Consider the following 24,769-nt stretch of genomic DNA (forward strand, 5'->3'; position numbering starts at 1 on the left):
GGTAGTGTCGATTATCAATGTAACGGTTAGTCAGCTGAAAGAACAGCCGGTGACAGATCGGACCGACAGCGTTTTTCACTGGCAGTCCGTGTGCTCGGGCGTGAACATTCGCGGCGTCGTCACCGAGGTTGGCGAGCAACGAACTGTCAACACACAGTACGGCGAGTCCGACCTCTGTGAGGTGACGGTCAGACCGGAGCGGGGAGCCGCCGAGCCGACGACAGTCACGCTGTGGGGCAAGTGGACCGAGACCGGCGAGTATCTCGAGCCTGGGATGGAACTCGCCGTCTACGAGGCCGACGAGAAAGAGTACCAGGGCGAGACGCGTTACTCGACGAGTTCGGAGACGATGGTCGTCGTCGAACCCGAATTTTTAGTCGACGTGACCGACATCCGTGCGTGGATCCAGTGCCCGCGGATGTACTACCTGAACAAACTCGGCGGGACCGAACTCGCCGAACCGGTCGTCAAGGGGACGATCGTCCACGAGGTCTTCGGCGATCTGCTGCGCGGGACGGACGTCGAGCAGGCAGTCAGCGAACGCGTCTCCGAGGCCGGACTGGACCTCGGCTTGCTCGGGATCGATCCCGAAGCGATGACGGAGACAGTCCGCCAGCACGCCGAGGCGATCGAGGGCTGGCTCCAGCAGGGGACGCTAACCGAACGCGACGAGTGGCGGTCAGAGCAGTTGCTTGTCAGCGAACGGTTCGGACTCAAGGGACGTGCTGACGCGGTCCGCCGCGGGATGCCAGTCGAACTCAAGACGGGCAAGAACACGAAACGGGACCCCCGTTTTCAGGACAAGGTGCAGGCTGCCTGCTACGCGCTCGTCCTCGGCGAGAACAGTGGCGACGGCCATCCAGATACCGGCACGCTCCTGTATACGAAAAATGCGGCCGTCGAGCGGACCGAGGAGTCGGGCGATCTCTCGCCGGCGAAGGATTTCTCGATCAGTGGTGGCTTTCTCGCCTTCGTCGTCCGGGCGCGCAACGAACTCGCTGCGATGGAACACGGGATGGGTATCCCGACGGGATACGAGGCCGACGCGAAATGCGAGTACTGCTTCGAGCAGGACACCTGCATGGCGATCTCGGGCCGGCTCGCCCAGGAGTCGAAGGCCGGCCAGGTCGGCACCGCGATCCCCGAGGAAGAACGGGAGTACTTCGAACGCTTCTACGAGGCCATCGAGACGGAGCGCCGGGCGATCCACCGCGAGTACGCCAAACTGTGGGAACAGACCGCCGACGAGCGGGCGGACGACGACCGCGCGCTGGTCAATCTCGAACCCACCGGGCAGACTGAACTCGACGACGGCCGGTGGGAGCTTCGAGCGCGTTCGACCGGGGCAGTCTCGAAGATCCGCGTCGGGAATCTCGTGCTGGCAAGCGACGGCGACCCTGTCGGCGGCAACGCCGAACTCGCCCGTGTCGAACGCCTCGGCACCGGCGGCGAGGAGATCGTCGTCACGGCCGACGAGCCGGTCGAACTCCGGCGACTCGACGTCTACCCCTCCGAACTGTCGACGGACCGACTGCTGACCGCGCTGCACGACGCCTTGCTCACCCAGCCCGCCGAGTGGAAAGACCCGCTCTTCGGCCGTCGAGAGCCCGAGTTCGGGGCAATCGACGAGGAGATTATCGACAACAACCCGGCCCAGGACGAGGCAGTCCGGCGGGCGCTGGCTGCGGAGGATTTCGCGCTGATCCACGGCCCGCCCGGGACGGGCAAGACCTACACGCTCGCGACACTGATCGAGGAACTCCGCTCCCGTGGCGAGCGCGTCCTCGTCTCGGCGTTTACAAACCGGGCTGTCGACAACGCCATGGAAGCGCTCGAAGACCAGGGCATCACGGAGATGGTCCGGGTGGGGACCGAGAGTGGCGTCCGGGAGGATATGCAGTCCTACCGGCTCGATACGTCGGGACCGCCAGCGGAGTGTGCGAGCAACCTCCAGGATGCCGGGATCGTCGCGGCAACGACAGCGACCTGTGGCTCACGGGCGCTTCGGACGCAGGAGTTCGACGTCGCGGTCGTCGACGAGGCCGGGCAGTTGACCGAACCCGGCACACTCGCGGCGGTCGGCCTCGCGGATCGGTTCGTTCTGGTCGGGGATCACCACCAGCTCCCGCCGGTGGTCCAGTCCGAGGCGGATCTCGACACCTCGCTGTTCGAGCGACTCACCGAGCTAGCGCCCGAGGCGGGGACGATGTTAGACCAGCAGTACCGAATGGCCCAGCGCATCCAGGCATTTCCGTCGAGGGAATTTTACGACAGCAAGCTCCGGCCGGCGACCGGCGCGGTGGCTGGCCAGCGGATCGACGACATCGCCGGCGTGTCGCTCGACTCGCTACCCGACCATCTGCAGGATACCGTCGCCTTCGTCGACCCAGATGGCCACCAGCAGGGAAACACGAATTCGACGGAGGCCGACGCTGTCGTCGAGGCGGTCGGAGCATACAGACAGGCCGGTATCCCGGCGGAGTCGATCGGTGTCATCGCGCCCTACCGCGCGCAGGTCGCAGAGATCAGCAGCCGACTGCCCGGGAACGTCGCGGTCGATACCGTCGACCGGTTCCAGGGATCGAGCAAGGAGGTGATCATCGTCTCCTTCGTGGCGACCGGCTCGCTCGACGGCCCGATTTTCGAGGATTACCGGCGGATGAACGTCGCGCTCACCCGTGCGAAGAAGGCCCTCGTGTTGATCGGTGACGAGGCGGCGTTGGCGACAGATGATACCTACGGACGGATGGTCGACTGGGCGAGATAACCGACAGGATTGCTTTCAGGAAGTCTACTGATCTGGGCCCTCGTCGATGGCACCGCAGACGGTACATTTCGCCGCCCCGACGTCGGGATCGTACTGCATCGATCCCTCGCCACATTCGTCGCAGGGCAGGTAGTTGACCGACTCACCGTACTGCGGGACCTCGGTCGGGTTCATCTCGGCGTTGCTCTTGCCGGTCCGGAACCGCCCGCGGATGTAGTTGAGGAGTTTCGAGAGCATCAGGAGTTGGTTCGAGTACGGACGGGAGAGACGAAAATCTGTCTGCTGGATTGGGAGTGTTTAGCTGATTGCAGACGGTAAGCCCCCTTCCTCAAGGAGTAACGCAGCGAAGCGAGTAACGCAGTAGGAAGGGGATACACCGTCGTCTTCGTCTGCTTGCACGCTCTTGTTGCTGGCTCACAGGCCCATGGACTACTTTCACTCCGGGCGGCCAACGTTGATATGCCAGTCACCCCTCCCATGACCCACGGGGCATGAACTACAACTACAGGTATCGCCTCACGCCGACTGAAGATCAGCGTGAGACGCTGGACTATCACCGCGATACCTGTCGCCAACTCTACAACCACGCCCTCTACCGATTCAACCAGATTCCTGAATCCGAAGGCACGGTCAAACAGCGTGTCCGCACGATTCGTGACGAACTTCCCGACCTCAAAGACTGGTGGGACGCACTCACTGATATCTACTCGAAGGTGCTTCAGCCCACCGTTATGCGGATTGCGAAAAACATCAACGCACTCGGGAAGCTCAAAGAACAGGGCTACAAGATCGGTGAACTCCGGTGGAAGTCACCTCGGGAGTTTCGCAGTTTCACCTACAATCAGTCTGGCTTCGAACTCGACAAGAAGAGTGGCCAGACCGTGTTGTCGCTGTCGAAACTCGCGGATATTCCTCTCGAATTTCATCGACCGCTGCCCGAGGATGCCACAGTCAAAGAAGTCACACTCAAAAAGGAGAAAACCGGCGAGTGGTTCGCCATCTTCGGTATCGAGATGGACACAGCACCACCAGCCAAGCCACCGCTGGCGGAGATTGACACTGACGAGATAGTCGGGATTGACGTGGGCATTCTGAAGTATGCCCACGATACAGAGGGCACAGCGGTCGAATCACTCGACCTCTCAGAGGAACGCGACAGGCTTGAACGAGAGCAACGGAAGCTCTCGCGCAAAGAGCATGAATCGAACAACTGGGAGAAACAACGTCGGCGTGTCGCTGCGTGTCACCGACAAATCAAGCGCAAGCGGCGTGACTTCCTGCACAAACTCTCGGCCTACTACGCTCGGGAGTACGAACTGGTGGCTGTCGAAGACCTCACGGTGAAAGACATGCTTGAATCGCCGAGAAACAGCCGCAACACAGCGTCTGCGGCGTGGAACACCTTCACCGATATACTCGAATACAAGTGCAAACGCGAAGGGACGCACTTCGTGGAGGTTGACCCTGAGGGCACCACCAAAGAGTGTGCCAACTGTGGCGTCGAAACCGAGAAACCGCTGTGGGTGCGTGAACATTCCTGTCCTGCCTGTGGCTTCGAGGCGGACAGGGACGCCAACGCAGCGTGGAACATTCTTTCTCGCGGACTCACCAAACTAGGAGTGGGTCACTCCGAATCAACGCCTGTGGAGACTGCGCTCCCTACGGGAACTGCGGTTGTTCCTGCAAAGCGCGTCTTGGAAGCAGGAAGCCCCACCCTCAGCGAGCGCGTCAGCGCGAGCAGGGTGGGGTAGTTCACTTCGAGATACTGAGTAGGAGCTTTTCAAAACAGCAAGAAAGCCCCGGCCAGCTAAGCGAGACGAGGTAAGCACCGCAACGCAGTGAAGCGCAGCGAGTCGCAGCCAGCGAACGAGCGGGGGCTTTCTTGCTGTTCGCAGTAATCTCAGAAACCGATATCGTACAACAGATCACTCCACCTAGTCACCCGCCGTAGACTCCCCACTCCCCTCAATTTCGTCGAGCACGCGCTGGTGGAACTCCTGGAGGACCTGTGATTCGTCCTCGGCCAAGACGACGTCCGAGGCCATCAGCGTCGCCAGTCCGAACGATTTGGGCGAGGGCGAGTCGACGTGAACTGTCGAAACTTCGATCTCCCCGTCCCGAATCCCGGCCAGGACTGTCTCGATTCCAGTAATGTTGAGTTTGTCCTCCAGAATCTCGCGATAGGTCTCCTCGATCACGGCGAAATCGTCGAGATCCTCCGCAAATCCGAGCAACATCTCGCTGCTGACCTGCTGTTCACTCGCGGATTTCTCGTAGCCCTTGTACCGCTTGAGGATCATCAGCGACCGGGTGGCGTTGATCCGGAAATAGCGCTGGAGGAGATCGGTCCCGTCGAGACTCGCGCGGAGGTCATCGCGTGCGTCTTCGGGATCGATATCTTCGAGGATCCCCGTCAAATCGACCTTCCGATTGAGGGGCAAAGAGAGCGTGAAGCCGTGATCCGCGACGGCGAGTTTCACGTTGGCGTTTGCTTCCTGGGCACAGCGGTAGGCGAGCAGTCGGGAGAAACCGTCGTTGAACCGCCGACCGTAGTTCGAGTGGACGTAGTAGTGGCGCTCGTACTCGTCGTGGTCCAGTTCCTCCTCGATGACGAGTCGGCGGTCCGTACTGACACTCTCCGGGCCGGTGTACCGGCATTGCTCGTCGAACATCCGCGTGATCGCTCGGACGCTGTTCTCGTCGAGGGGGAACTCCCGCAGCCAGACCCGGACAGCGGACTTGCCATCCTTGGTTAGTCTGGCGAGCAACTCCCTGTGGAAATCCAGAATCTCCCGGGCGAGATCGTACGAGAGGGGCAGTCGCTCGGAGAACCACGAGGGGACCGTCGGGCGGGCGCTCGTCCGGTCGACGTACACCTTCGATCCACGACGGTACTGGTACTCGAACCGGTCGCCACCGAGCACGAACACGTCGCCCTTTTCGAGCGTGTCGAGGTACCCCTCGTCGAGTTGGCCCACCCAGTCGTCACTCGACCGGGTGAAGACATCGCAGCTAAAGGAGTCCGGGATGGTTCCGATGTTCGTCATGTAGATGACGCGGGCGAGTCGGCCACGCTTGCCGATCAGTTCCGCGCCGACGTCGAAGTCCTCGTAGTGGTGCTCGCCATCCGGCGGATCGTTCCTGTCCCGCCAGATTTTCGCGTAGACGTTCTTGTCTTCCATCCCCTCGTAGTCGGCCGTGAGATAGCGCATGAGTTGTTCGAAGGCCTCGTCGCCGTAGTTGCGGTAGGGGTACGCGCTGGTCAGGATCTGGCGGATCTCCGCCTCTGGCCGGGGGCCGTTGATCGCCATCCCGTAGACGTGCTGGGTGGCGACGTCCTGCGCATTCTCGGGGATGAACACGCGGTCGACGAAACCGTCTTCGGCCTTCTTGAGCATCACCGCACACTCGACGAGTTCGTCCCGATCCAGTGCGAAGACTCTGCCAGTGACGGTCTCGCCGAGCTGGTGGCCGGCGCGGCCGACCCGCTGGAGCAGCGAGGCGACGGATTTCGGCGAGCCGACCTGGACGACGAGATCCAGTTCGGGCATATCGATCCCCAGTTCCAGCGACGTCGAGGTCGTCACGAAATCCAGTTCGCCGGCCTTCAGTGCCTCCTCGATCTCCTGGCGCCGATCCTTCGAGAGGCTGCCGTGGTGACAGCCGGAGTTGGATTCGTCGTAGCCATCGAAACGCTCCCGGAGGTTGTGCAGGACGCGTTCGGCTCCAGAGCGAGTGTTCGTGAAGACGAGCGTGTTCGTGTGCTCTTCGATCAGGTCGTTCAGTTCCGTGTAGAAGCGGTCGTTGACGAGTCCTGAGGGTGTGTTGATGAGATCGTCGGTGGGACAGGTCAGTTGCATGTCGAACTCCCGGACGAAGCGAGTATCGACGATCTCGTACTCCCGTGGTTCGGGCAGTTCGTCGTCATCCGAGCAGCCGTCGCAGCCGACCAGAAACTCCGCCATCGTCTCCAGGGGTTCGACGGTCGCCGAACAGCCGATCCGCGTCGGGGACTCGTTGGCGAGTGCTTCCAGTCGTTCCAGCGAGACCGAGAGATGGGTCCCGCGTTTGTTCTCGGCGAGGCTGTGGATCTCGTCGACGATAACGTACTCGACAGTTCGGAGCTTCTCCCTGAATTTCGGGGAGTTGAGCAGGATCGCGAGTGTCTCGGGTGTCGTGTTGAGGATGTGCGGCGTCTCCCCGAGCATCGCCTGTCGGTCGCTATCGCTCGTATCGCCGTGGCGGATCGCGTGTCTGATCTCCACGTCCTCGCCGCGATCGTCGAGTTTCTCGGTGATTCCGTCGAGGGGAACCTCCAGATTCCGGTGGATATCGTTCGCCAGCGATTTGAGTGGGGAGATATACAGGCAGTAGACGCTATTTTCCAGCCCCTCGGCCCGGTCGCGCCGGAACAGTTCGTTGATGATGCTGGTGAACGAGCTGAGGGTGTTGTGCATGAACAATCCACCACGACCGCCGATGTAATTTTGTGTCTCTGGAACGCTGAGATCAATTATTTCACCGTCATATTCCACAGAATTTATTTCCTCTACTGTGAGCCAGACAATCTCCTGTGACTGTATCCGATGTATTTTCTCTCGGATGTCTGCCGCTGGCCCGCCTGCCGGCAACTGATCTAACTCTTCGGAGAGTTTTGACAACGCCCGGTCCGTAATGTATCCGGACCGGCGAACAACCTCATATATATTCCCCACCCGGTCATTGAACTCCGCGTCACTGTCATAGTATTCGGATAGCGCACGAATATCCTTGTAGTCGAATGCGTACTTGCCCACGTAATTCCCACCGCCGCCCCCATTTTCTACGTACGATTCCATCACACTGAGATTCGGATGGCGAACGCTGAACACTGAAATCAGAGTCTCGAGGTTCTTTTTTTGCCGAACGGTAATTTCGTAATACTGTCGCTCGGTCTGTGAGTCAGTATTCGTTGCGGCTTTTCTTGTTGTATTCCGAGCTGAGATAATGCCAAAAGACAGTAACAGGTAATTCAGTTGCTCGATCTTCAGTTCGTTAGCTTGGGTCAGCCGAAGCTCGTTTTCTCGTATCTCTGCCTCCAGGGAAAGAAACGTCGACACGAACGCTTTTTTTATATGCTTCTCCGCATTCAGAACCCAGTCCGGTAACTCCACCGACCGGCCCTTGCCTGAATCGATACCGAGCAGCTCACTCAAAAACTGTGCGAACGCCGTATTGTTGATCACGTAATCGATATCGCTTTTTTGCTCGAACGGAACATCGAATATTTTCTCGAAATCTGTCAAAACCGTATCGAGCAATTCCGTGCGGAGCGACTGCGAAATACTGACTCTCGCGTTTGAACCATACTCTCCAATAAACCCTTCCGCAAGAATGAATGCCGCTATGCGAGCGATTGCGGGCGTCATCGTCTCCTCGTATGTGAACCGCGAAACGTTGCCCCCGTTGGTTTTGACGACTACTTCATTTACCCTCGGTACCTCGAGTTTGGATTCGAGAACAGCGAGAAACTCCTGTTCACAGTGCGTGGATTCACCTGTGCAAAGTTTGTACACCGTTGCTGTTCCGATGCCAGTTTTCGCTGCGATCTCGTGGAACGTTTTTCCAGTAAGCGCAATAGCCTCTCTCCGCTGTGTCTCCGTCAGATCGGACAGTCCTGATGCGGCGGCGAGTTCGTCTTGGAGTTCTTGTCCGTCTTTTTTTGTGAGAACTATCGGGTGTCGCTCGCGTAATTTTTCAATCGCTGACTCGACATCTAATATGATTTCTCTTTCCGGTAGGGTAATTTGATTTGGTATTCCAACCTTGTCACCCGGTTCGATGTTATCACTTGGCCGCCACTCGGTTCCATCACTCGTTTCGACTAAAAGTGGATGGTCTGGCGTTACCTCTGCCATCCGTCCGTATTCCGTCTTTATCTGATTCAACCGCCCTTTGTATGGCTCCGTGTACACCATCGCATCCTGCTTGGTGACTGTTCCCTCTTTCTCGTCCAAAGAATATGCCGTAAAATTGCTATTGTACAGTGTTCCATCGTCAACGTCAGATAACTTTTCGCCACTTTGTTTGCGAATATTCTGCGCACGCTTGACCGACGCATTGCCGTCTTCTTCGACGAGTATTGGTGTATCTGGTCGGACACACTTCCCCGATCCGGTCGGTGAGCAGACGAGCGTGTTCGTCCCGTCCTGGATCAGTGGGATGGCTTCTTTTTGAGGTGGGGTGAAGAAACCCTCGTTCTGAGGGACGAACTCGCCGAACTGCTCGATCCACCACTCCTGGACGACCGGTTCCAGTCGCTGCAGGACCTCCTCATCGTCGATGGAGACACCGGCGGGATCGAAGGGTAACTGTTCGGCAGCGAGTTGATCGAGGACACCCATCAGTCTTGGTTGAGAGAAGGGCTGTACGGACTTGTGGGTTTTGAGTGGTGTGCTGGGAGAGAGGGGATTTAGACGATTCTGAAGCTATCCGATGAGAGAACCGAATTAAAAAGCGTTAGAGACAACAAGAAAGCGACCGGCCCCTTTCATAGTGTTTGTTGCGAGTCTTTACCGCGACGGTCCAACAAGATATCGGTCACACGGTGTGAAACACCGATATCTGTGACGTGGTCACAAAAATTACCGCAACAAACACTATCAGACCCATCCCCGCAGCTTGGCCGGCCAGCCGATATGGGTGGGACCGAAAGGGGCGAGGCTCTGAACGAAGGCGGGTGATGTAAGCACCGCAACGACCAGAGGGAGTGATAGTGTTTGTTGCGGTAATTTTCGTGACCACGTTACAAATATCGGTGTTTCACGCCATGTAACCGATGTCTTGTTACACTACGGCGGTAAAGACTCGCAACAAACATTATGAGGAGCGCAACGAGCCCCCCGAGTTCAGAGCCTCGGGGCTTTCTGGCTGTTCGAAAATTCTACCCCACCATCCCGAACTACCTCTCACGCAGATACTGTCGACCGAGCAATCCGACACTGATCGACAGCGAGCCCACGAGCACCCAGAACGCAGTCTGAAAATCAGCAATCTCGGCGATCACACCGACGATTCCCGGACCGAGTGCGTTCGCGGTGAGAAAGACCGCTCGCGCCGCCCCGATGTCGCTACCCATCGCACCATCAGGTGCGGTATCCATCACGACCGTATCTGCGATCGGAAACTGCGTCTTGTAGCCAACCGCGGTCAGCACCGTCCCGACAGCAACGACAGGGAGCGCCGGCGCAACGAGAATCAGGGCTAGCCCGAACATTGCGAGGACCAGCCCGGCGGCACCGACGAGCAGTCGGGGGAACCGGTCGCTCACCTCCCCAGCAACCGGTTTCGTCAGCGCCCCGGTCCCGAAAAGCAACGCAAAGCCCGCCCCACCGATCGCTTCCGAAAATCCACCAGCCACCAGCAGCGTCGGGAAGAAGTTCGTCAGCCCACCGACGAAGAAATAAAAGACAGAGAAGGCCACGAGCGTCTCCCGCTGTGCTCTGGTCGCGACGAGTCGCCCGGCAGTCTCACCGGGCGAGAGTCGAACGCGGGAGAGTTCGTAGGACTCCCGGTTCCAGAGAATGTAGAGCACAGTCACCGCGGCAAGTACGACGACAACTGGAACAAACGCGGCCCGCCAGGTCGTCGTCGCGAGGACGAGCACCGCCAATCCAGCAGCAATCAGACCACCAACGTCGGTTCCAGCCGAGTAGATCCCCAGCGCCCGACCACGGCGAGCCGTGAACAGATCACCGAGCAACGCCCGCGACGGGCTGGCGTACAGCCCTTTCCCGATCCCCAGTACCACCACAGCCACGACGAAGAGCAGTTGTGTGACAGCGAACCCGACCGCGACGAAGCCAGCGAGCAGAATAATAAATCCGGGCAGGATGAGCGTCGCTCGCGAGAGTGAATCCGAGTAGGTTCCACTGGGATACTGCGTGACCGCGTAGATGAGTCCGAAGGCAGTCAGCGCCGCGCCGATACCAGCCGGCGAGAAGGCGAGTGTCTCCGTGATCCGCGGCAGGAGCGGCGGGAGCAGGAAGCGCCCACACTGCAGCGTCCCCCAGCCGAGCGCCAGGACGACGAGCATCCGGCCCTCGTAGGACAGCGACAGCAAGCGACTGATTCGACGTATACTCACAGCCCGGTCTAGCAAATCGGCGGATTTGACCCTTCCCAAATCGGGCGCGTTCGACAGCCAGTCACAGCGCGTCGGCGATAGCCGGCGCAACGCTGACGGTACTTACCGGGCGTTCGATGGTGTCAGTGCCGTAGATCGTTTCGACACCAGCCCGCGAGAGTTTCAGGTGGGCGTTCTGGACGAGCAGCGGGTGCACACAGGTGACGAAGATCCGAGCAGCGCCACGGTCGGCAAGCACGGCCACCGACTCGCTCATCGTCGATCCGGTCGCGACGATGTCGTCGACGAGCACGACGTCCCGACCCTCGACAGCGGCCTCACTGGGTTCGATCGAGACATCGCTCCCGGAGTGGCGCGTCTTCTCGAAGTGATCGGTCTCACCCGTGCTGTACGCATCCCTGACCGTCTCCGCGAGATCGATCGCACCCGCATCGGGAGAGAGAAAGAGTGGGTCGACGAGTTCGGGCAGTGGCTCGGCGAGCACTCCCCCAGCGTCGACAGATTCTGTGGGCACGTCGAAGAAGTCACAGACGGCCGTTTCGTGTGGGTTCACAGTCACAACCCTGTCTGTTCCGGTGGAAATTGCTCGCGCCATCGCGCGTGCAGACACTGGATCACCGGCCTCGAAGGCCCGATCCTGGCGGGCATAACCCATATACGGAAGCACGGTTGTTATCTCTTCACACCCGACCTCCCGGAGGGCGTCCTGCAACTGGAGTAACTGCACCCAATCTCCATCCGAAACGGTGGATGCGACGACAGTCGCCCGGTCGCCGACCGCCCCCACCTGGACTTTCTGTTCGCCGTCCGGGAACCGTTCGTAGGATACCGGCGCGAGTTCCCGGCCCGTCTCGGCTGCGAGTGTGACCGAGAGCGACTGGGTCGCAGAGCTTGAGACAATCATATCCGACCACTCGCCACCCGCGGTAAACGGCTTTTCGGTTCTCACCGGTCGGCCGTCGTACTCCCGGCCGGATCTCACTGATCGGGCGACGCGGCCCCGGTCGGCCCACGTAACCCGAGCGCCTGTGATCGCCAGCCGCCGTGGCCGTCCGTACTCGTTTCCGGATCGGCTGCGACCGAAATGCTGCCAGCAGCGTCGATGACCGACAGCGTTCCGACGTACGCAAGCAGTGTGGGTTGACTGTCTGTCGGCCCGTCGAGTTCCTGCCAGTCACCATCGACACGCTCGAACAGTGCACCGTCGATCACGGCGTGAGCACTGTCTGCATCCGAAACGACCGCCGTCGCCGTCCCGTCGTGCGCGGATACCCATTCGCCGTCCTCATGATAGTAGAGTCCCGACGCCGTCGCAGCGAGGGGTCCAGCCCGTGAGACATCGTGAACATCGTCCAGCCCGAGCAATTCGAGCGAGGTACCCACGCGATACACTCCACCCTCGGCGGCAAGCAGATCACCGTCGAACCGGCGTGGCCCGGTCACTTCGCTGATCGTCTCCCACGCCGTGGACTCGGCCGGAGTGTTCCCCTCGGTCAGCAAGTCTCGATCGAAACGGGCGACTGTTCCGTTCGGACTGGCTGCGTACAGCCAGTCGTCGTCGATGCCAACCGCAACGGCGGGGCCAAACTCCAGAGAATCGAGGCCGTCACCGGTATCGACGAGAACCGACTCGTCGGTTCCCACGAGCAGTGTTTCGGCATCTGCCGCGACATCCGTCGCGGGACAGCGCTCGATCAGGGAGAACTCCCCGACCTGAGCAGCGGCCACCGCAATCCGTGTGACGCCGAGTTCGCTCGCCACGAACAGCGTCCGTTCCTCGCGTCTGTCGCCGAACAGTTGGCGTTCCTCGCTGGCGTTGTCTCCTGACATGGTTACAGCGCGGTCTTGTACGCCTCCAGTGCGTCCTCGATATCGGCCTCCGTGTGGGCATCGCAGACGAACTGTGACTCGAACTGGTTCGGCGTGAGGAAGATCCCTTGCTCTTTCATCGCCGGCCAGAACAGCCGCTCCCAGCGCTCCGTCTCGGCCTGTTTCACGTCCATCCCGTTTTTCGGACAGGACTCGAACCGCGAGCAGTCGGGGTTCTGCCGACAGCCCGCCTCGCAGTGGGTGTCGCCCGCACCGGGTCCGTCACGGGTGAAGATGATCTTGAACATGCTGTCAGTACCGACGACGGTGTAGTTGGGAGCCTGGTCGGCGACGATATCAGTCAGTCCCTCGCGGAGCTGTTCTCCCAGCCCGTTGACGTGGTCGTAGACGTCGTTTTCGGCGGCGTACCGGAGTGTCTCCAGCCCGGCCGCCATCGTGACCGGATGCCCCGAGAACGTGCCCGACTGGAACACCTCGCCGGCGGGGGTAAACTCCTCGATGATCTCCGCGCGGCCGCCGATCGCACCGACCGGGAACCCCCCACCGACGATCTTGCCGAAGGTGGTCACGTCGGGTGTGACGCCGAATTTTCCCTGGGCACACTGGAGCCCGCCGACCCGGAAGCCAGTGATCACCTCGTCGAATATCAGCAAGGCACCGTGGTCTTCCGTCAGCTCTCGCAGCGTCTCGTGGTAGCCCTCGACCGGGTGGACGATGCCGTAGTTGCCCAGGATCGGCTCGGTCAGGACGGCAGCGATCTCGTCGCCGTGAGCCTCGAACACCTCGTGGATCGCTTCCTCGTCGTTGAACGGCACAGTAATGGTATGTTCGGCAAACGAGTCGGGGATACCGGGGCTGGAGGGGTGGGTGTTGGTTCCAGAGCCCTCGACGAGCGTCGACTCCTGGGCGCCGTGGTAGCCACCCTCCATGATGACGATCTTGTCGCGACCGGTGTAGCCACGGGCGAGTCTGACCGCCGAGACGGTCGCCTCGGTTCCCGAGTTGACGAAGCGGATCATCTCGACACTCGGGACGTGGCGGGCGACGAACTCGGCGAGTTCGACCTCGACCTCGGTCGGTGCGCCGTACATCGGCCCCTCACTCGCCCGTCGCTGGACCGCCGCCTGGACTGGTTCGGGGAGGTCGTGACCGAGCAGAAGTGGGCCATAGCCCATCACGAAATCAGTGTACTTGTTGCCGTCACTGTCGATGACGTCGCCGCCGTCACCGCGCTCGACGAAGAAGGGATAGGGCTGGATCGCACGCACGGAGGAGTTGACGCCGCCGGGCATGACCGAAAGCGCTCTGTCGTACAACGACCGCGACTGCTCGTGAGTCATATCGGCCCCTTTGGTGGCCGCCGGAAAGAAGCTAACGCGTCGGGCTGTCCGTGGGGAATGTCAGAGGATCGTCTCGCAGGACGGACAGACGTAGAGTTCGTCATCTGCACCCTTGTTCGCGCCCATCGGAACGATTCGCCCGCTGTCGACTTCCAGCTTTTCGATGTCGTCGTCACTGATCCGAGTGCCACAGTGTGGACACTTCGCGCTGTCGACTGTCATACCGACTCCTACGGTAACCAGCATAAAAATAGATGGCACTATCGGAGAGTGGGTCGAAAAATAGCCCGCAGAAAAACAGCGCCGTGCGCGGCGATCAGACTGCTTCGGTGCCGCGTTTGCCAGTCCGGATCTGGAGTGCGTCCTCGATCGGCATCACGAAGATCTTGCCGTCACCTGGTTCGCCGGTGTTGGCAGCGTCCGCGATTGCCTCGACGACGTCCTCGGTCGGAATATCCGCGACGACACATTCGATCTTGACTTTCTGGTGGAGGTCGACCGTGTACTCCTCACCGCGCCACTGGCCTTTCTTCGCTGGCTGTGAGCCGCGGCCGGAGACGTTGGTGACCGTCAGCGACGGTGCTTCGGCTTCCGCGAGTGACTGTTTGACCTCGCCGAGTTTGTCCGGGCGGATGATCGCGGTGATCATCTCGATACCGCTACCCTCGCCGCCGTCCGTTCGAAGATCGTGCGTTTCGACACCGCCGTCGGTCGCAACGTTCGCGTCACCGAACTCGGGGTAGGTCTCGACGCCGTGTTCGGAGATGTCCAGCCCTTCGCGTTCGTGGTCTTCCGTGACGCGTGCCCAGCCGACTGCTTTGAACGCAGCCCAGATGAGGGCAGTCGAGGTGACCGTCCACAGCGTAATCATCAGCACACCGACGAACTGGCCGATGAACGCAGTTCCGATCGACGGGCCGAGATCAGCAGCGACGAATGGGAACATGAGCGTCCCGATCACACCGGCACTGCCGTGGACGGGGAAGACCGCACAGACGTCGTCGATCTTGAACGTCTTCTGGACGAAATCGAAGACGATCGGGAGCTGCGCACCGGTGACGAGACCGACGACGATTGCGCCCCACCACGTCGTCGTGTTCGGAATCGCCGTGATACCGACGAGGCCAGCGAGCAGCCCGTTCGCGACGTAGAGGGTGTCGACTTTCTGGTTTTGTACCAGCGAGACGAGTCCCGCACCGATCGCACCCATCGCCATCGCGAGCGTCGTCGTCATCACGACTTGGCCGAGGACCTCGGTGTTCGCGGTGATACCGGAGTCGGCGATATTGATGCCGGATGCAGTACCGACGTTGAAGCCGTACCAGCCGAAGGCGAGCATCAGCGTACCGAGCACGGCGAAGGTCATCGAGTGACCGGGGACGACGTTGACAGAGCCGTCACTGTCGTATTTGTCCATCCGCGGACCCAGGATCCAGGCCGCGGTCAGCCCGGCGATCCCGCCGAGTCCGTGGACGATCATCCCGCCGGCGAAGTCGGCGAAGACGACGCCGTCACCGCCGTTGAGGCCGAGGAAGTCACCGGTGATGACCTGCACGATGCCACCGGCCTCCGTCCCCTGACCGGTCCAGGTCATCGCGAGCGTGACCGGGTAGATGACCGCTGCGAGCAGAAACGTGTAGCCGACGTACGCACGAAGGCGTGCTCGACCAGCCACTGCCCCCGAGACGATCGTCGCGGCGGTCATCGCGAACACTGCTCCGTAGAACCAACCGATGTACTGACCGAACGAGCCGCCGGTGTCGAGGAACGGTGCACCGGCCGAAAACGCGTTCCCGGCGGCGACGTTTGCGACTCCGACGCCGATCACGAAGAAGACGACGACGCCGACACTCCAGGTCAGCAGGTTTTTCGTCAGCTGGTTGGCGACGTTTTTCGACCGGACCTGACCCGACTCCAGCATCGCGAACCCTGCGTGCATGAAGAAGATCAGGAAGGATACCGTCAGTATCCACGTATCGTTTACTGCCGTTGCAACTTCCGTAATTTCGCTTTGTAGTAGGATCGAGTCCATTGTTGTGTATCAGTGATTGGATTCTGCGTTCAGTTGAGATCTATCCATCATATCTGCACTTCGCGTTGCGTTTGTGAACTTTCGCACGGGAGAGTGTGCGACATCACAGCATATAAGGGTTGGCTTAAAATTCGATAAGATTTCACCATATAACCAGACAAACAACCAGTCTTGGATACGATATGATGAATATAAGGTTATATTGTGTCCAGAAATCTGGATGTATTTGGGCCCAGAACTGGACATTTGTCGACGGCGATTCTCCGGCTGTCGCCTCATTGGGCGCCTCCGCGGCGCGAAACGGTCGATTTTTCCTGCCGGTAGATCGACGTATCAGTTCGCACAGCAGTATCAGATGTGAGTAATAATTACCGGAAGTAAACCGTGAAAAGAAAACAAACAGCCGGTACAGCCGAACGGAAGCGTGGTTAGAGCGAAAGAAGTCAAATTTAGAGAGTAGTCAAACTAGACTGGGATATGATAGTAGGACGAATCAATCACTACAAGGTTCGGATACGACAGTTCGGTAATATATTCGAGGGGAGTTCAGTCAGACAGCAACAGGCCACCAGCCGTGATTCTCACAGTTGGGCTGCGATATCCTCGGCGAAGTAGGTCAGGATGAGATCTGCACCCGCCCGCTTGATCGAGAGCAGTGACTCCTCGGCGACGGCATCCAGATCGAGCCACCCCTTCTCTGCGGCGGCGTGGAGCATGGCGTACTCGCCGGAGACGTTGTAGGCGGCGACGGGGTGGTCGAACTCCCGGCGCACCGTCGAGATGACGTCGAGATACGGGAGGGCGGGTTTGACCATCAGGACGTCTGCACCCTGTTCGACGTCGAGTTCGACCTCACGGATCGCCTCGCGGCCGTTGGCAGGATCCATCTGATAGTGCCGGCGGTCACCGAAGGCCGGCGCGCCGTCTGCTGCATCCCGGAACGGGCCGTAGAAGGCCGACTCGTATTTCGCCGCGTAGCTCATGATCGGGACGTGTTCGAACCCGTGCTCGTCCAACCCTTCGCGGATCGCACCGACCATCCCGTCGATCATCCCCGACGGGGCGACCATATCCGCACCTGCTTCGGCGTGGGAGGTCGCGATCCGCTGTAACAAGGCAAGTGTTTCGTCGTTTTCGACGGTCACCGTCGGATCGTCGGCTGCGCTGTCTTCGAGCACGCCGCAGTGGCCGTGGTCGGTGTACTCGCAGAGACAGACGTCGGTGATAACGTAGGCATCTGTCTCGGCGGTGATCTGGCGTGTCGCCTCCTGGACGACACTATCCTCTGCCCACGCGCGCGACCCCCGCTCGTCTTTGGATTCCGGAACACCGAACAGAATGACAGCCTCGACACCCGTCTCGCGGACCTCCTCGACCCGGGCGACAGCCTCGTCGAGGGGAACCCGTTCGTGGCCGGGCATCGACTCGATCGGCTGGCGCTGGTCGGTCGTCGCGTCCACGAACACCGGGGCGATGAAATCGTTCGCGGACAGTTCCGTCTCGCGGACGAGCGGCCGAACGCCGTCGGTTCGGAGCCGACGGGGTCGACGTGTCAGATCCATACACGGAGTACTGACTGAGAGATCAAAGCCGTGTCGCTCCCCGTCCAGTTATTTAAGTACGATACCGGGACCAACCGGCCGTATGCGTTCCAGCAACCAAACGGCGCCGTCAGAGTCGAGTCAGGAACCCGGTAGAACGAACCCACAGCGGTCAGGACAGGGTACCAGGAATCACACACCGCAGACGGGAGCACACGCCCGTGAGCAGGCAGACTCGGCAACCGTTCCGCTCGGATTCCGCCTGATATCGGTAACGTTCGCGACGCTCGGAGTGCTTCTCCTCTATGCGGGATACCTCGTTATCGATGGCGCCCAAAACGTTGCGCCGTATGCGGGCGGTGCCAGCGGGACACTGTTGGCTGCCGGTGTTGTGATGGCTGGTTACGGGCTGATCCAGCTCGCGGCTGGCTACGGAACGTGGACACTCAAGCCCTGGGGGCGACGGCTCGCGCTCGGGCTCGGTACCGTCGGGCTGGTCGGCAGCCTGTTCACGATGACTGGTCTCGGGCTGGTCGGGCTGACAGGGCTCGCGCTGTACGGCGGGATGGCCTGGTATCTCTACAGCAACGGTGACCAGTACGAGCGCCTCGGCCGATCGACCCGGAACGGCTAGGCCGCCCGGTCACTGGTCTCGATACCAGGAAGTACCGACAGCCCCGGGTAGCCGTCGGACCGCCAGACTACGAGCGCGAGCGCCAGGAGCAGAAACTCGACGATGAAGTACGGATCGGAGAGCGAACTCCGGAGCAGACCGAGCACGGTCGGTGCCTCGTCGTACGGTGTGACAGCAAGGACGGGCCAGAGCAGAAACGTCCAGCTCGCGCCACCGTCCCACAGCGCCGGGAACGCGTCGACCAGCGGGTGTGAGACCATACCGACGCCGAAGGCGACACCGTACTCGGCATCCGTGTACCATCTGGCGACGAGATACACAGCCAGCACGACCGGGACGAGCACGAGAAGCGAGTGTGACAGTGACCGGCCTGTCGGGAGAATACCGGCCGACCAGGAGAGCGGTTTGTCGACGAGATCCGGGAAGATAGCCCCGAAGCCGACGAGAATCGCCGCGATAGCGGTCGGTCCCGTGTCGAAGCGCTGGCGACACAGCGCAGTGTAGAGAAGATACGCAGCTGACGCGTGTCCGATCGGCCACATACCAGTCGGTGGGTGACGAGCCAATAAATCAGCCCCGATCCGGGTCCGGAGCACACACAGAGACTGGAAAGCACGATGGGAAACGGTTAACAGCACTGGCGACAAGATTCGGTATGGCCTCTTTCGACAAAGCAGAAGATCGGATCTTCAGCAAACAGATCTGTATGCGGTGTAACGCACGGAACCCGCAGCGGACGAACCGGTGCCGGAAATGCGGCTACAAGAACCTCCGACCGAAAGCTCGCGAGACGCGTAGCACGTAACGACCGACATCTGTCGTCGGCGGCGATTCCTGTCGACCCGATAGTGGGCAGTCTGTTCGGACGGTCGACTGTTCTATCCCGGTGACGACGGTTCGACCCCATTCAGGCCCAATCAGCACCATCCTGCACCAAGTTTATATGTTTACAGACCCAACTTGAGGTTGCATGCCACGCGAACCCGCCTCCCCAGCGGGGGTTGCCGTGCCGGTCTCCCCCTCACCGGCCCGGCGGCGCCTGCCTGAAATCCGGCGGATTCGGGCGACACCGGTACCGTTCCGGTCGGTCTCTTCCCCCAGGACCGTCCGGCGGCCGGCTACTCGGAGTGGTCGAAGTCATCTATCCACCCCTCGGCCGATCCCGTTGACGGCTTCAGCTCCAGTACGCCGGCGTCGCCGGTGTCAGCTCAGCTGGCGTGGCCGTGCATCCACCAGAATGCGACAGGACTGCCCACAGCTGGACCGTCTTTTTCCGGCGGCCGGCACCGCAGTACTGTCGTCCCAACTCCCCACCCACCACTCTCTTTCGATACACCAACTACTGTGACGAGCCGGTCGGACGGACGAACGGCGTCCGTGGTGATCTGCCGTCTTATTCGTCGGGATACTTCGGTTCCCGGCGCTCGGCGCGTTCGAGCGCACGCTCGATTACAGTCCTGACATCTCCAGTATAGACGTCGCCGTGACCTGCATACATCGAATCGACGGAGTCCGGGAGCCTGTCGAGCAGATCGTGGATACTCTCGATGAGCCGTTCGCGAGACATCCCGGGATAGTCCGTCCGTCCGAAGCTCCCGTCGTCGAAGGCGCCATCGTTGTAGACGACGACATCGCCCGAGAAGAGCGCCGTCTCGCCAACGAACGAGACGTGGTCGTCGCCGTGACCCGGCGTGTGGACGACCTCACAGGACTGGTCGCCGATCACGACCTCGTCGCCGTCTTTCAGTTCGTGTGTCCGGGCAGAATGGTCGGCGTAGGCATAACAGTCGGCGTCGAACTCCGAGCAGACGGTCTCCAGCTCCGCGACGTGATCGGAGTGCTGGTGTGTGACCACGACACGATCGAGTTCGTCGGTGTGTTCCCGGATCACATCCTCGACCCCGTCCATCGAGCCGGCGTCGACGAGTGTCGGCGTCTCACCGAGTGCCAGATAAGCGTTGCACGTGAACACCTCTGCGTCCGCGGTGACGTTGTGTACCTCCATACCGTATCCCAGGCCAGCCCCGGCCAAGAAACTGCCCCTCGGTCGGTTGCGACCAGTTATCCCAGAACTGAGTTCACAGATTCACTGACATATCCCGTGTAATTTTTCCGTTCGAATCGGTAAGTACCTCCTGTATGGGGTTCGGGAGCTACGACGAGACCGAACAAGACAATCAAGATTACGACGCTGATTTTGACGACGAAGACGGTGTCTCCACAGCACAGTCCGAACACGACGGCGACGTCGAGTTCGAATTCACAGCCTCCAACGACGAACTGCTCGATCGACTGGAGGATATCAAGGAGTGATAGTGGTTGGTGCGGTTATCTCAGCCACGGTTACGGAAATCGGGCAGTAAAGACCCGCAACAACCAGTATGAAGCAAGGCGTCCGTGCGCTGGGCGTCGCGGAGTCCTACCAGGCAGACCGGAGCACCCTGGCCGGCGTGGTCACCCGCCGGAGCAGGGTCGTCGACGGCTTCGTTTTCGGCAGCTGCACAGTCGGTGGCACGGACGCGACCGACGAGATCGCGACGCTCCACCAGCGACTCGCTCGCGAGGATCTACAGTATCTCCTGGTTGCCGGAGTCGGGCTCGCCTGGTACAACATCGTCGACCTGCACCAGCTCCACGAGGAGACCGGGCTGCCAGTGCTGTCGGTCTCCTTCGAGGAGAGTGAGGGCCTCGAACCCGGAATTCGGGAGGCGTTCGACGGCGACGCAGCGACGAAACGGCTCGAAACCTACCGCTCACTCCCCGACCGCCATGATCTCTCGGTCGGGAGCGAACGGCTGTTCTGCCGGAGTGTCGGCATCGACAGCCGGGAGGCAAAGCGAGTCGTCCGAGCGTTCACGCCCGAGGGTGGCCGGCCGGAGCCAGTGCGAGTCGCGCGACTGGCCGCGCGGGCGGTCGATCAGTTCTCCAGTACAGACGGGTAGTCACTTCCCAGAAAACCCAGATCAGTGGCGTCAGTGTCCCTGGATTGCAGATCACGGTACATATAACAGCGAGACCACTAGTAGTGGTATGAAAATCGTCCCGGATACGAGTGTCATCATCGACGGGCAGATATCGTCCCGTGTCGATGATGGCGAGTTTACCGACGCCACCGTCATCGTTCCAGAGGCGGTGGTCGGCGAACTCGAAGCGCAGGCAAACGACGGCCGGGAGACCGGCTGGGAGGGACTCTCGGAACTCCAGCGGCTGGTCGAACTCGACGAGAGCGGTACGATCAGCGTCGAGTACGTCGGTCGGCGACCCGAGTCAGTCGAGAAACGCGACGCCGACGAGGGTGACATCGACGCGCTCATCCGCGATATCGCCGCCGACCGCGGCGCGACGCTGATCACCAGCGACTCGGTCCAGGCCGAGGTCGCCCGGTCGACCGGTGTCGAGGTGACCGAGTTCGAGCCCGTCACCCAGGAGTTCGACGAACTCGCCATCGAGGAGTTTTTCGACGAGACGACGATGAGTGTCCACCTCAAAGTCGGCGTGGCACCGATGGCCAAACGCGGCACTGTCGGCGAGATGAGCTACGAGAAACTCGACGACAGCCCACTGACCGAGGATACTGTTCGAGAGTACGCCGCCGACATCGAGGCAGCGACCCGGGCCAACCCGGAGGGGTTCGTCGAGCTCGACGAGCCAGGCATGATGATCGTCCAGTTCCGTGATTTCCGGATCGCGATCGCCCAGCCACCGTTCAGCGACGGCGTCGAGATCACGGCGGTGCGACCGATCGTCAAGACGGAACTCGAAGACTACGAGTACGCCGACGAACTCAAAGATCGACTGCTCGAACGCCAGCGCGGTGTCCTCATCGCCGGCTCGCCGGGTGCCGGGAAGTCGACGTTCGCCCAGGCCGTCGCGGAGTTTCTGACCGACGCGGATTTCGCCGTCAAGACGATGGAGAAACCGCGGGATCTCCAGGTCGGCCCCGAGATCACCCAGTACACCGCACTCGACGGCCAGATGTCGAAGACGGCAGACTCACTGCTGATGGTCCGACCGGATTACACCATCTACGACGAGGTCCGGAAGACCGACGACTTCGAGGTCTTCGCGGATATGCGACTCGCCGGCGTCGGGATGGTCGGTGTCGTCCACGCGACGCGGGCCATCGACGCGCTCCAGCGGCTCATCGGCCGGGTCGAACTCGGCCTCATCCCGCAGGTCGCCGACACGGTGATCTACATCGAGGCCGGTGAGGTCGCGAAGGTCTACGACGTCACCACCGAAGTCAAGGTGCCACAGGGGCTGATGGAGGAGGATCTCGCCCGGCCGGTCATCATGATCAAAGACTTCGAGACCCAGCGCCCCGAGTACGAGATCTACACCTTCAACCGCCAGGTCGTTACCGTCCCCGTCGGCGACGAGGACGACCCCGACTCCGGCGTCGATCGGATCGCGAAACAGGAGATCGAACGCGAGATCCGTGCCGTCGCCCACGGCCACGTCGAAGTCGAGTTGCGCGATCAGAACACCGCCATCGTCTGGGTCGAGGACGGCGACATTTCGAGTGTGATCGGCAAGGGTGGCGGTCGGATCTCCGATATCGAGAACCGGCTGGGCATCAGCATCGACGTGCGGACCTTCGAAGATCGAGATACTGGCAGTTCGAGCACCGCAGCAGCCCCCGAGACTGGCTCGAAGAGCCTCACCGTCCAGCCGGAGGTCACCAGCCGACACGTCATCGTCCCGATGGACGGCCACGCAGGCGAGACCGTCGAGGTACAGGCAAACGGTGAGTATCTCTTCACCGCGACGGTCTCGCGCGGTGGTGAAATCCAGGTCTCACGCGGGAGCGCAATCGCCGAGGAACTGGAGAAAGCGATCGATCACGGCAAAACCATCACCGTCTCGCCCTCGTAAACTACCAGTTGTAGACGACTGCTTGTCCCCCACACTCCGGACACTCTTCTCGTTCTGAACGGAGATTGTACCCACACTCCCGACACTCGCAGTGTTGCGGTGTTGTCTCCCGTGTTGATGTGACGAGGTTGAACGGGAACATCGTGTCGATGGCCATTGGAATAGCAAATAAATGCTAGTAGGGATTAATTTAACTACCGGAACGAGGGGTTCTTTCAGGATTCGAAAGACGTTTATTTATCTACAATTCATTCAAGATTTGATGAATATCGGTGGAAAGGATCGAATGCCTAGTCAGCGCGCGATTCCAGACACCGGGTGGACACCGACCGAGTGCAACAAGAGAGCAGCGGGAACCGTGACAGAGAGTCAGTCCGAGACAGCAGCTTCAGTTTCGGCGCCAGCTTCGGAGATTTCGTAGAGATTCTGGCGGGCGTCGGCAAAGTAGACATCCTCCTCGATGACGCCGATCTCGTCTAAGCGTTCGAGCGCGTACCGGACTGTTCGTGCGGAGAGCATCGATTCCTGGACAATTCCTTTCTGTGTCAGCGGACCATTGTATTCGAGTACCTTGTAAACGAGTTTCGCACTCGGAGGCAGATCCGCGATCCCCTCCTCGTCGGATTCTGTCATCGGATAACTGTAATGAACGCTGGCTGTATAAAGATTGAGGGATCAGATCAGAGACGGACGTTTGTGGGTCACTGGTCGTCCACAGAGTGGTCGTCAACGATTGCCCCATCCTGACGGTTCTCCGACTGATCGGAGCCGTCACGCTCCTGGCCGTCTGCTGCCCCCTCGCTGTCGATGACCGCCTCGCGTGGGAAGATAAGAAATCCGATAAGAACGGTCGCGACAGCGAATCCGAGATAGAGGAAGCCGAGTCGGAGTCGACCGTGGACGAGTCCCGTAACTGCGATGATCGCACCGGCACCGAGGAGATACAGCCCGTACAGAAGTAGTGCCGTCCCGATGGCCCCGCCGGCAGAGGCAACCTCGGAGTCGGGGTTCGAGTACGTATCCTGGGCGGCCCAGGCGATCAACAGCCCGGCACCGACCGAGTTCGCACCGACAGAGCGCAGGACATCGATCCCCCGGATCAGATCGGCGACGAAGAGGAGCGCGGAGCCGAGAAAGACGACGAGTCCGAGCAGAAACAGCCACGGCGAGCCACCCTCCCAGCTCTCGACATCGTCGGCCATACAGTAGCTATCCCGCCGGCAGCCGAATAAATCGGTCGGAACGGCCCGCGAACGAACGGCTTTTTACTCCGGGTGTCGGACAGTGGGGTATGGCTACAGAGACGGGTGACGGGACGACCGACTCCGAGACGGAGTCGGACGAGGGCCTTTCCCCGTACATGCGCGGCGTGACCGTCACGACGACGGCGACGATCTTCGGGATGCTGGCTGGCGTGGTCTCGACGATGCGAGCGGCCGGTCCGGGTGACACAAGCGGTGCCGTCTGGCTCATCGCCGCGATCGTCGTCCAGTTCCTGCTGTACTCCGCGATCGGGATCGATACCGACGAGTTCGGAACGAAAGACTACCTCTATATCGCCTTTATGACCTTCGCAATGTGGTTTATTTCCTGGGGCATCCTGCTGACTGCAGGAGTGTGATTAC

General features: G+C 60.6%; 22 protein-coding genes. 8 read left to right on the forward strand and 14 right to left on the reverse strand.

Annotated features, from left to right (window positions below; all coding sequences use genetic code 11):
• The first annotated feature begins 100 nt into the window (after positions 1-100).
• The gene (locus EOW68_RS07300) at positions 101-2,767 is read left to right on the forward strand and encodes an AAA domain-containing protein (protein WP_128224504.1); all 2,667 of its coding nucleotides are present in this window, start codon (positions 101-103) and stop codon (positions 2,765-2,767) included.
• 24 nt (positions 2,768-2,791) lie between these two features.
• Here EOW68_RS07300 and EOW68_RS07305 read toward each other — a convergent pair whose 3' ends face one another.
• A complete protein-coding gene (locus EOW68_RS07305; RefSeq protein WP_128224505.1) occupies positions 2,792-3,004 on the reverse strand; it encodes a hypothetical protein in 213 nt (70 codons plus the stop codon).
• A gap of 254 nt (positions 3,005-3,258) precedes the next feature.
• Between EOW68_RS07305 and EOW68_RS07310 the strand changes: the two genes are divergently transcribed.
• A complete protein-coding gene (locus EOW68_RS07310; protein ID WP_128224506.1) occupies positions 3,259-4,518 on the forward strand; it encodes an RNA-guided endonuclease InsQ/TnpB family protein in 1,260 nt (419 codons plus the stop codon).
• A gap of 183 nt (positions 4,519-4,701) precedes the next feature.
• Here the strand turns inward: EOW68_RS07310 and EOW68_RS07315 are convergent, their stop codons facing one another.
• From EOW68_RS07315 to hemB, 8 genes are all read right to left on the reverse strand, one after another.
• Positions 4,702-9,150, reverse strand: a complete 4,449-nt coding sequence (locus EOW68_RS07315) for an ATP-dependent helicase (RefSeq protein WP_128224507.1) — start codon at positions 9,148-9,150, stop codon at positions 4,702-4,704.
• Positions 9,151-9,707: 557 nt separating this feature from the next.
• On the reverse strand, positions 9,708-10,892 hold the full coding sequence (locus EOW68_RS07320; RefSeq protein WP_431358797.1) for an MFS transporter: 1,185 nt from the start codon (positions 10,890-10,892) through the stop codon (positions 9,708-9,710).
• Positions 10,893-10,953: 61 nt separating this feature from the next.
• Positions 10,954-11,796 (reverse strand): ribose-phosphate diphosphokinase, encoded by an 843-nt coding sequence (locus tag EOW68_RS07325; protein ID WP_128224508.1) that lies wholly within the window; start codon positions 11,794-11,796, stop codon positions 10,954-10,956.
• 74 nt (positions 11,797-11,870) lie between these two features.
• Positions 11,871-12,722: an HVO_0234 family beta-propeller protein gene (locus EOW68_RS07330; RefSeq protein ID WP_128224509.1), complete on the reverse strand. Its 852-nt coding sequence runs from the start codon at positions 12,720-12,722 to the stop codon at positions 11,871-11,873.
• Positions 12,723-12,724: 2 nt separating this feature from the next.
• On the reverse strand, positions 12,725-14,062 hold the full coding sequence (gene hemL, locus EOW68_RS07335) for a glutamate-1-semialdehyde 2,1-aminomutase (protein WP_128224510.1): 1,338 nt from the start codon (positions 14,060-14,062) through the stop codon (positions 12,725-12,727).
• 60 nt (positions 14,063-14,122) lie between these two features.
• The gene (locus EOW68_RS18570; protein ID WP_431358798.1) at positions 14,123-14,284 is read right to left on the reverse strand and encodes a hypothetical protein; all 162 of its coding nucleotides are present in this window, start codon (positions 14,282-14,284) and stop codon (positions 14,123-14,125) included.
• A gap of 94 nt (positions 14,285-14,378) precedes the next feature.
• Positions 14,379-16,094 carry an ammonium transporter gene (locus EOW68_RS07340; RefSeq protein WP_128224511.1) on the reverse strand — a complete coding sequence of 572 codons (1,716 nt, stop codon included), beginning with the start codon at positions 16,092-16,094 and terminating at the stop codon, positions 14,379-14,381.
• Between the two features lie 581 nt (positions 16,095-16,675).
• On the reverse strand, positions 16,676-17,656 hold the full coding sequence (hemB, locus tag EOW68_RS07345) for a porphobilinogen synthase (protein ID WP_128224512.1): 981 nt from the start codon (positions 17,654-17,656) through the stop codon (positions 16,676-16,678).
• An 82-nt stretch (positions 17,657-17,738) separates the two neighbouring features.
• Between hemB and EOW68_RS07350 the strand changes: the two genes are divergently transcribed.
• The gene (locus EOW68_RS07350; RefSeq protein ID WP_128224513.1) at positions 17,739-18,269 is read left to right on the forward strand and encodes a hypothetical protein; all 531 of its coding nucleotides are present in this window, start codon (positions 17,739-17,741) and stop codon (positions 18,267-18,269) included.
• Here EOW68_RS07350 and EOW68_RS07355 read toward each other — a convergent pair.
• Complete coding sequence (locus EOW68_RS07355; RefSeq protein WP_128224514.1) at positions 18,266-18,811, reverse strand: metal-dependent hydrolase; 546 nt, start codon at positions 18,809-18,811, stop codon at positions 18,266-18,268. The two genes, EOW68_RS07350 and EOW68_RS07355, sit on opposite strands and share 4 nt — an antisense overlap.
• 113 nt (positions 18,812-18,924) lie before the next feature.
• Between EOW68_RS07355 and EOW68_RS07360 the strand changes: the two genes are divergently transcribed.
• The gene (locus tag EOW68_RS07360; RefSeq protein ID WP_128224515.1) at positions 18,925-19,074 is read left to right on the forward strand and encodes a 50S ribosomal protein L40e; all 150 of its coding nucleotides are present in this window, start codon (positions 18,925-18,927) and stop codon (positions 19,072-19,074) included.
• Positions 19,075-19,662: 588 nt separating this feature from the next.
• Here EOW68_RS07360 and EOW68_RS07365 read toward each other — a convergent pair.
• Complete coding sequence (locus tag EOW68_RS07365) at positions 19,663-20,274, reverse strand: MBL fold metallo-hydrolase (protein ID WP_128224516.1); 612 nt, start codon at positions 20,272-20,274, stop codon at positions 19,663-19,665.
• A 134-nt stretch (positions 20,275-20,408) separates the two neighbouring features.
• On the opposite strand from EOW68_RS07365, the gene EOW68_RS07370 reads away from it, so the two are divergent.
• From EOW68_RS07370 to EOW68_RS07380, 3 genes are all read left to right on the forward strand, one after another.
• Positions 20,409-20,582 carry a DUF5786 family protein gene (locus EOW68_RS07370; protein ID WP_128224517.1) on the forward strand — a complete coding sequence of 58 codons (174 nt, stop codon included), beginning with the start codon at positions 20,409-20,411 and terminating at the stop codon, positions 20,580-20,582.
• 68 nt (positions 20,583-20,650) lie between these two features.
• Positions 20,651-21,211, forward strand: a complete 561-nt coding sequence (locus EOW68_RS07375) for an endonuclease dU (RefSeq protein WP_128224518.1) — start codon at positions 20,651-20,653, stop codon at positions 21,209-21,211.
• Between the two features lie 88 nt (positions 21,212-21,299).
• Positions 21,300-23,144, forward strand: coding sequence for a PINc/VapC family ATPase (locus EOW68_RS07380; protein WP_128224519.1), 1,845 nt, complete (start codon positions 21,300-21,302; stop codon positions 23,142-23,144).
• Position 23,145: 1 nt separating this feature from the next.
• Here the strand turns inward: EOW68_RS07380 and EOW68_RS18575 are convergent, their stop codons facing one another.
• The 3 genes from EOW68_RS18575 to EOW68_RS07390 all read right to left on the reverse strand — a co-directional run bounded on the left by EOW68_RS18575 (position 23,146) and on the right by EOW68_RS07390 (position 24,346).
• Positions 23,146-23,301: a hypothetical protein gene (locus EOW68_RS18575; protein WP_431358799.1), complete on the reverse strand. Its 156-nt coding sequence runs from the start codon at positions 23,299-23,301 to the stop codon at positions 23,146-23,148.
• Positions 23,302-23,513: 212 nt separating this feature from the next.
• The gene (locus EOW68_RS07385) at positions 23,514-23,777 is read right to left on the reverse strand and encodes a winged helix-turn-helix transcriptional regulator (protein WP_128224520.1); all 264 of its coding nucleotides are present in this window, start codon (positions 23,775-23,777) and stop codon (positions 23,514-23,516) included.
• A 68-nt stretch (positions 23,778-23,845) separates the two neighbouring features.
• The gene (locus tag EOW68_RS07390; protein WP_128224521.1) at positions 23,846-24,346 is read right to left on the reverse strand and encodes a hypothetical protein; all 501 of its coding nucleotides are present in this window, start codon (positions 24,344-24,346) and stop codon (positions 23,846-23,848) included.
• A gap of 89 nt (positions 24,347-24,435) precedes the next feature.
• Between EOW68_RS07390 and EOW68_RS07395 the strand changes: the two genes are divergently transcribed.
• The gene (locus EOW68_RS07395; RefSeq protein ID WP_431358800.1) at positions 24,436-24,765 is read left to right on the forward strand and encodes an EMC6-like membrane protein; all 330 of its coding nucleotides are present in this window, start codon (positions 24,436-24,438) and stop codon (positions 24,763-24,765) included.
• Positions 24,766-24,769: the final 4 nt, after the last annotated feature.

Source organism: Halovenus amylolytica, from assembly GCA_004015825.1.
GTDB lineage: Archaea > Halobacteriota > Halobacteria > Halobacteriales > Haloarculaceae > Halovenus > Halovenus amylolytica.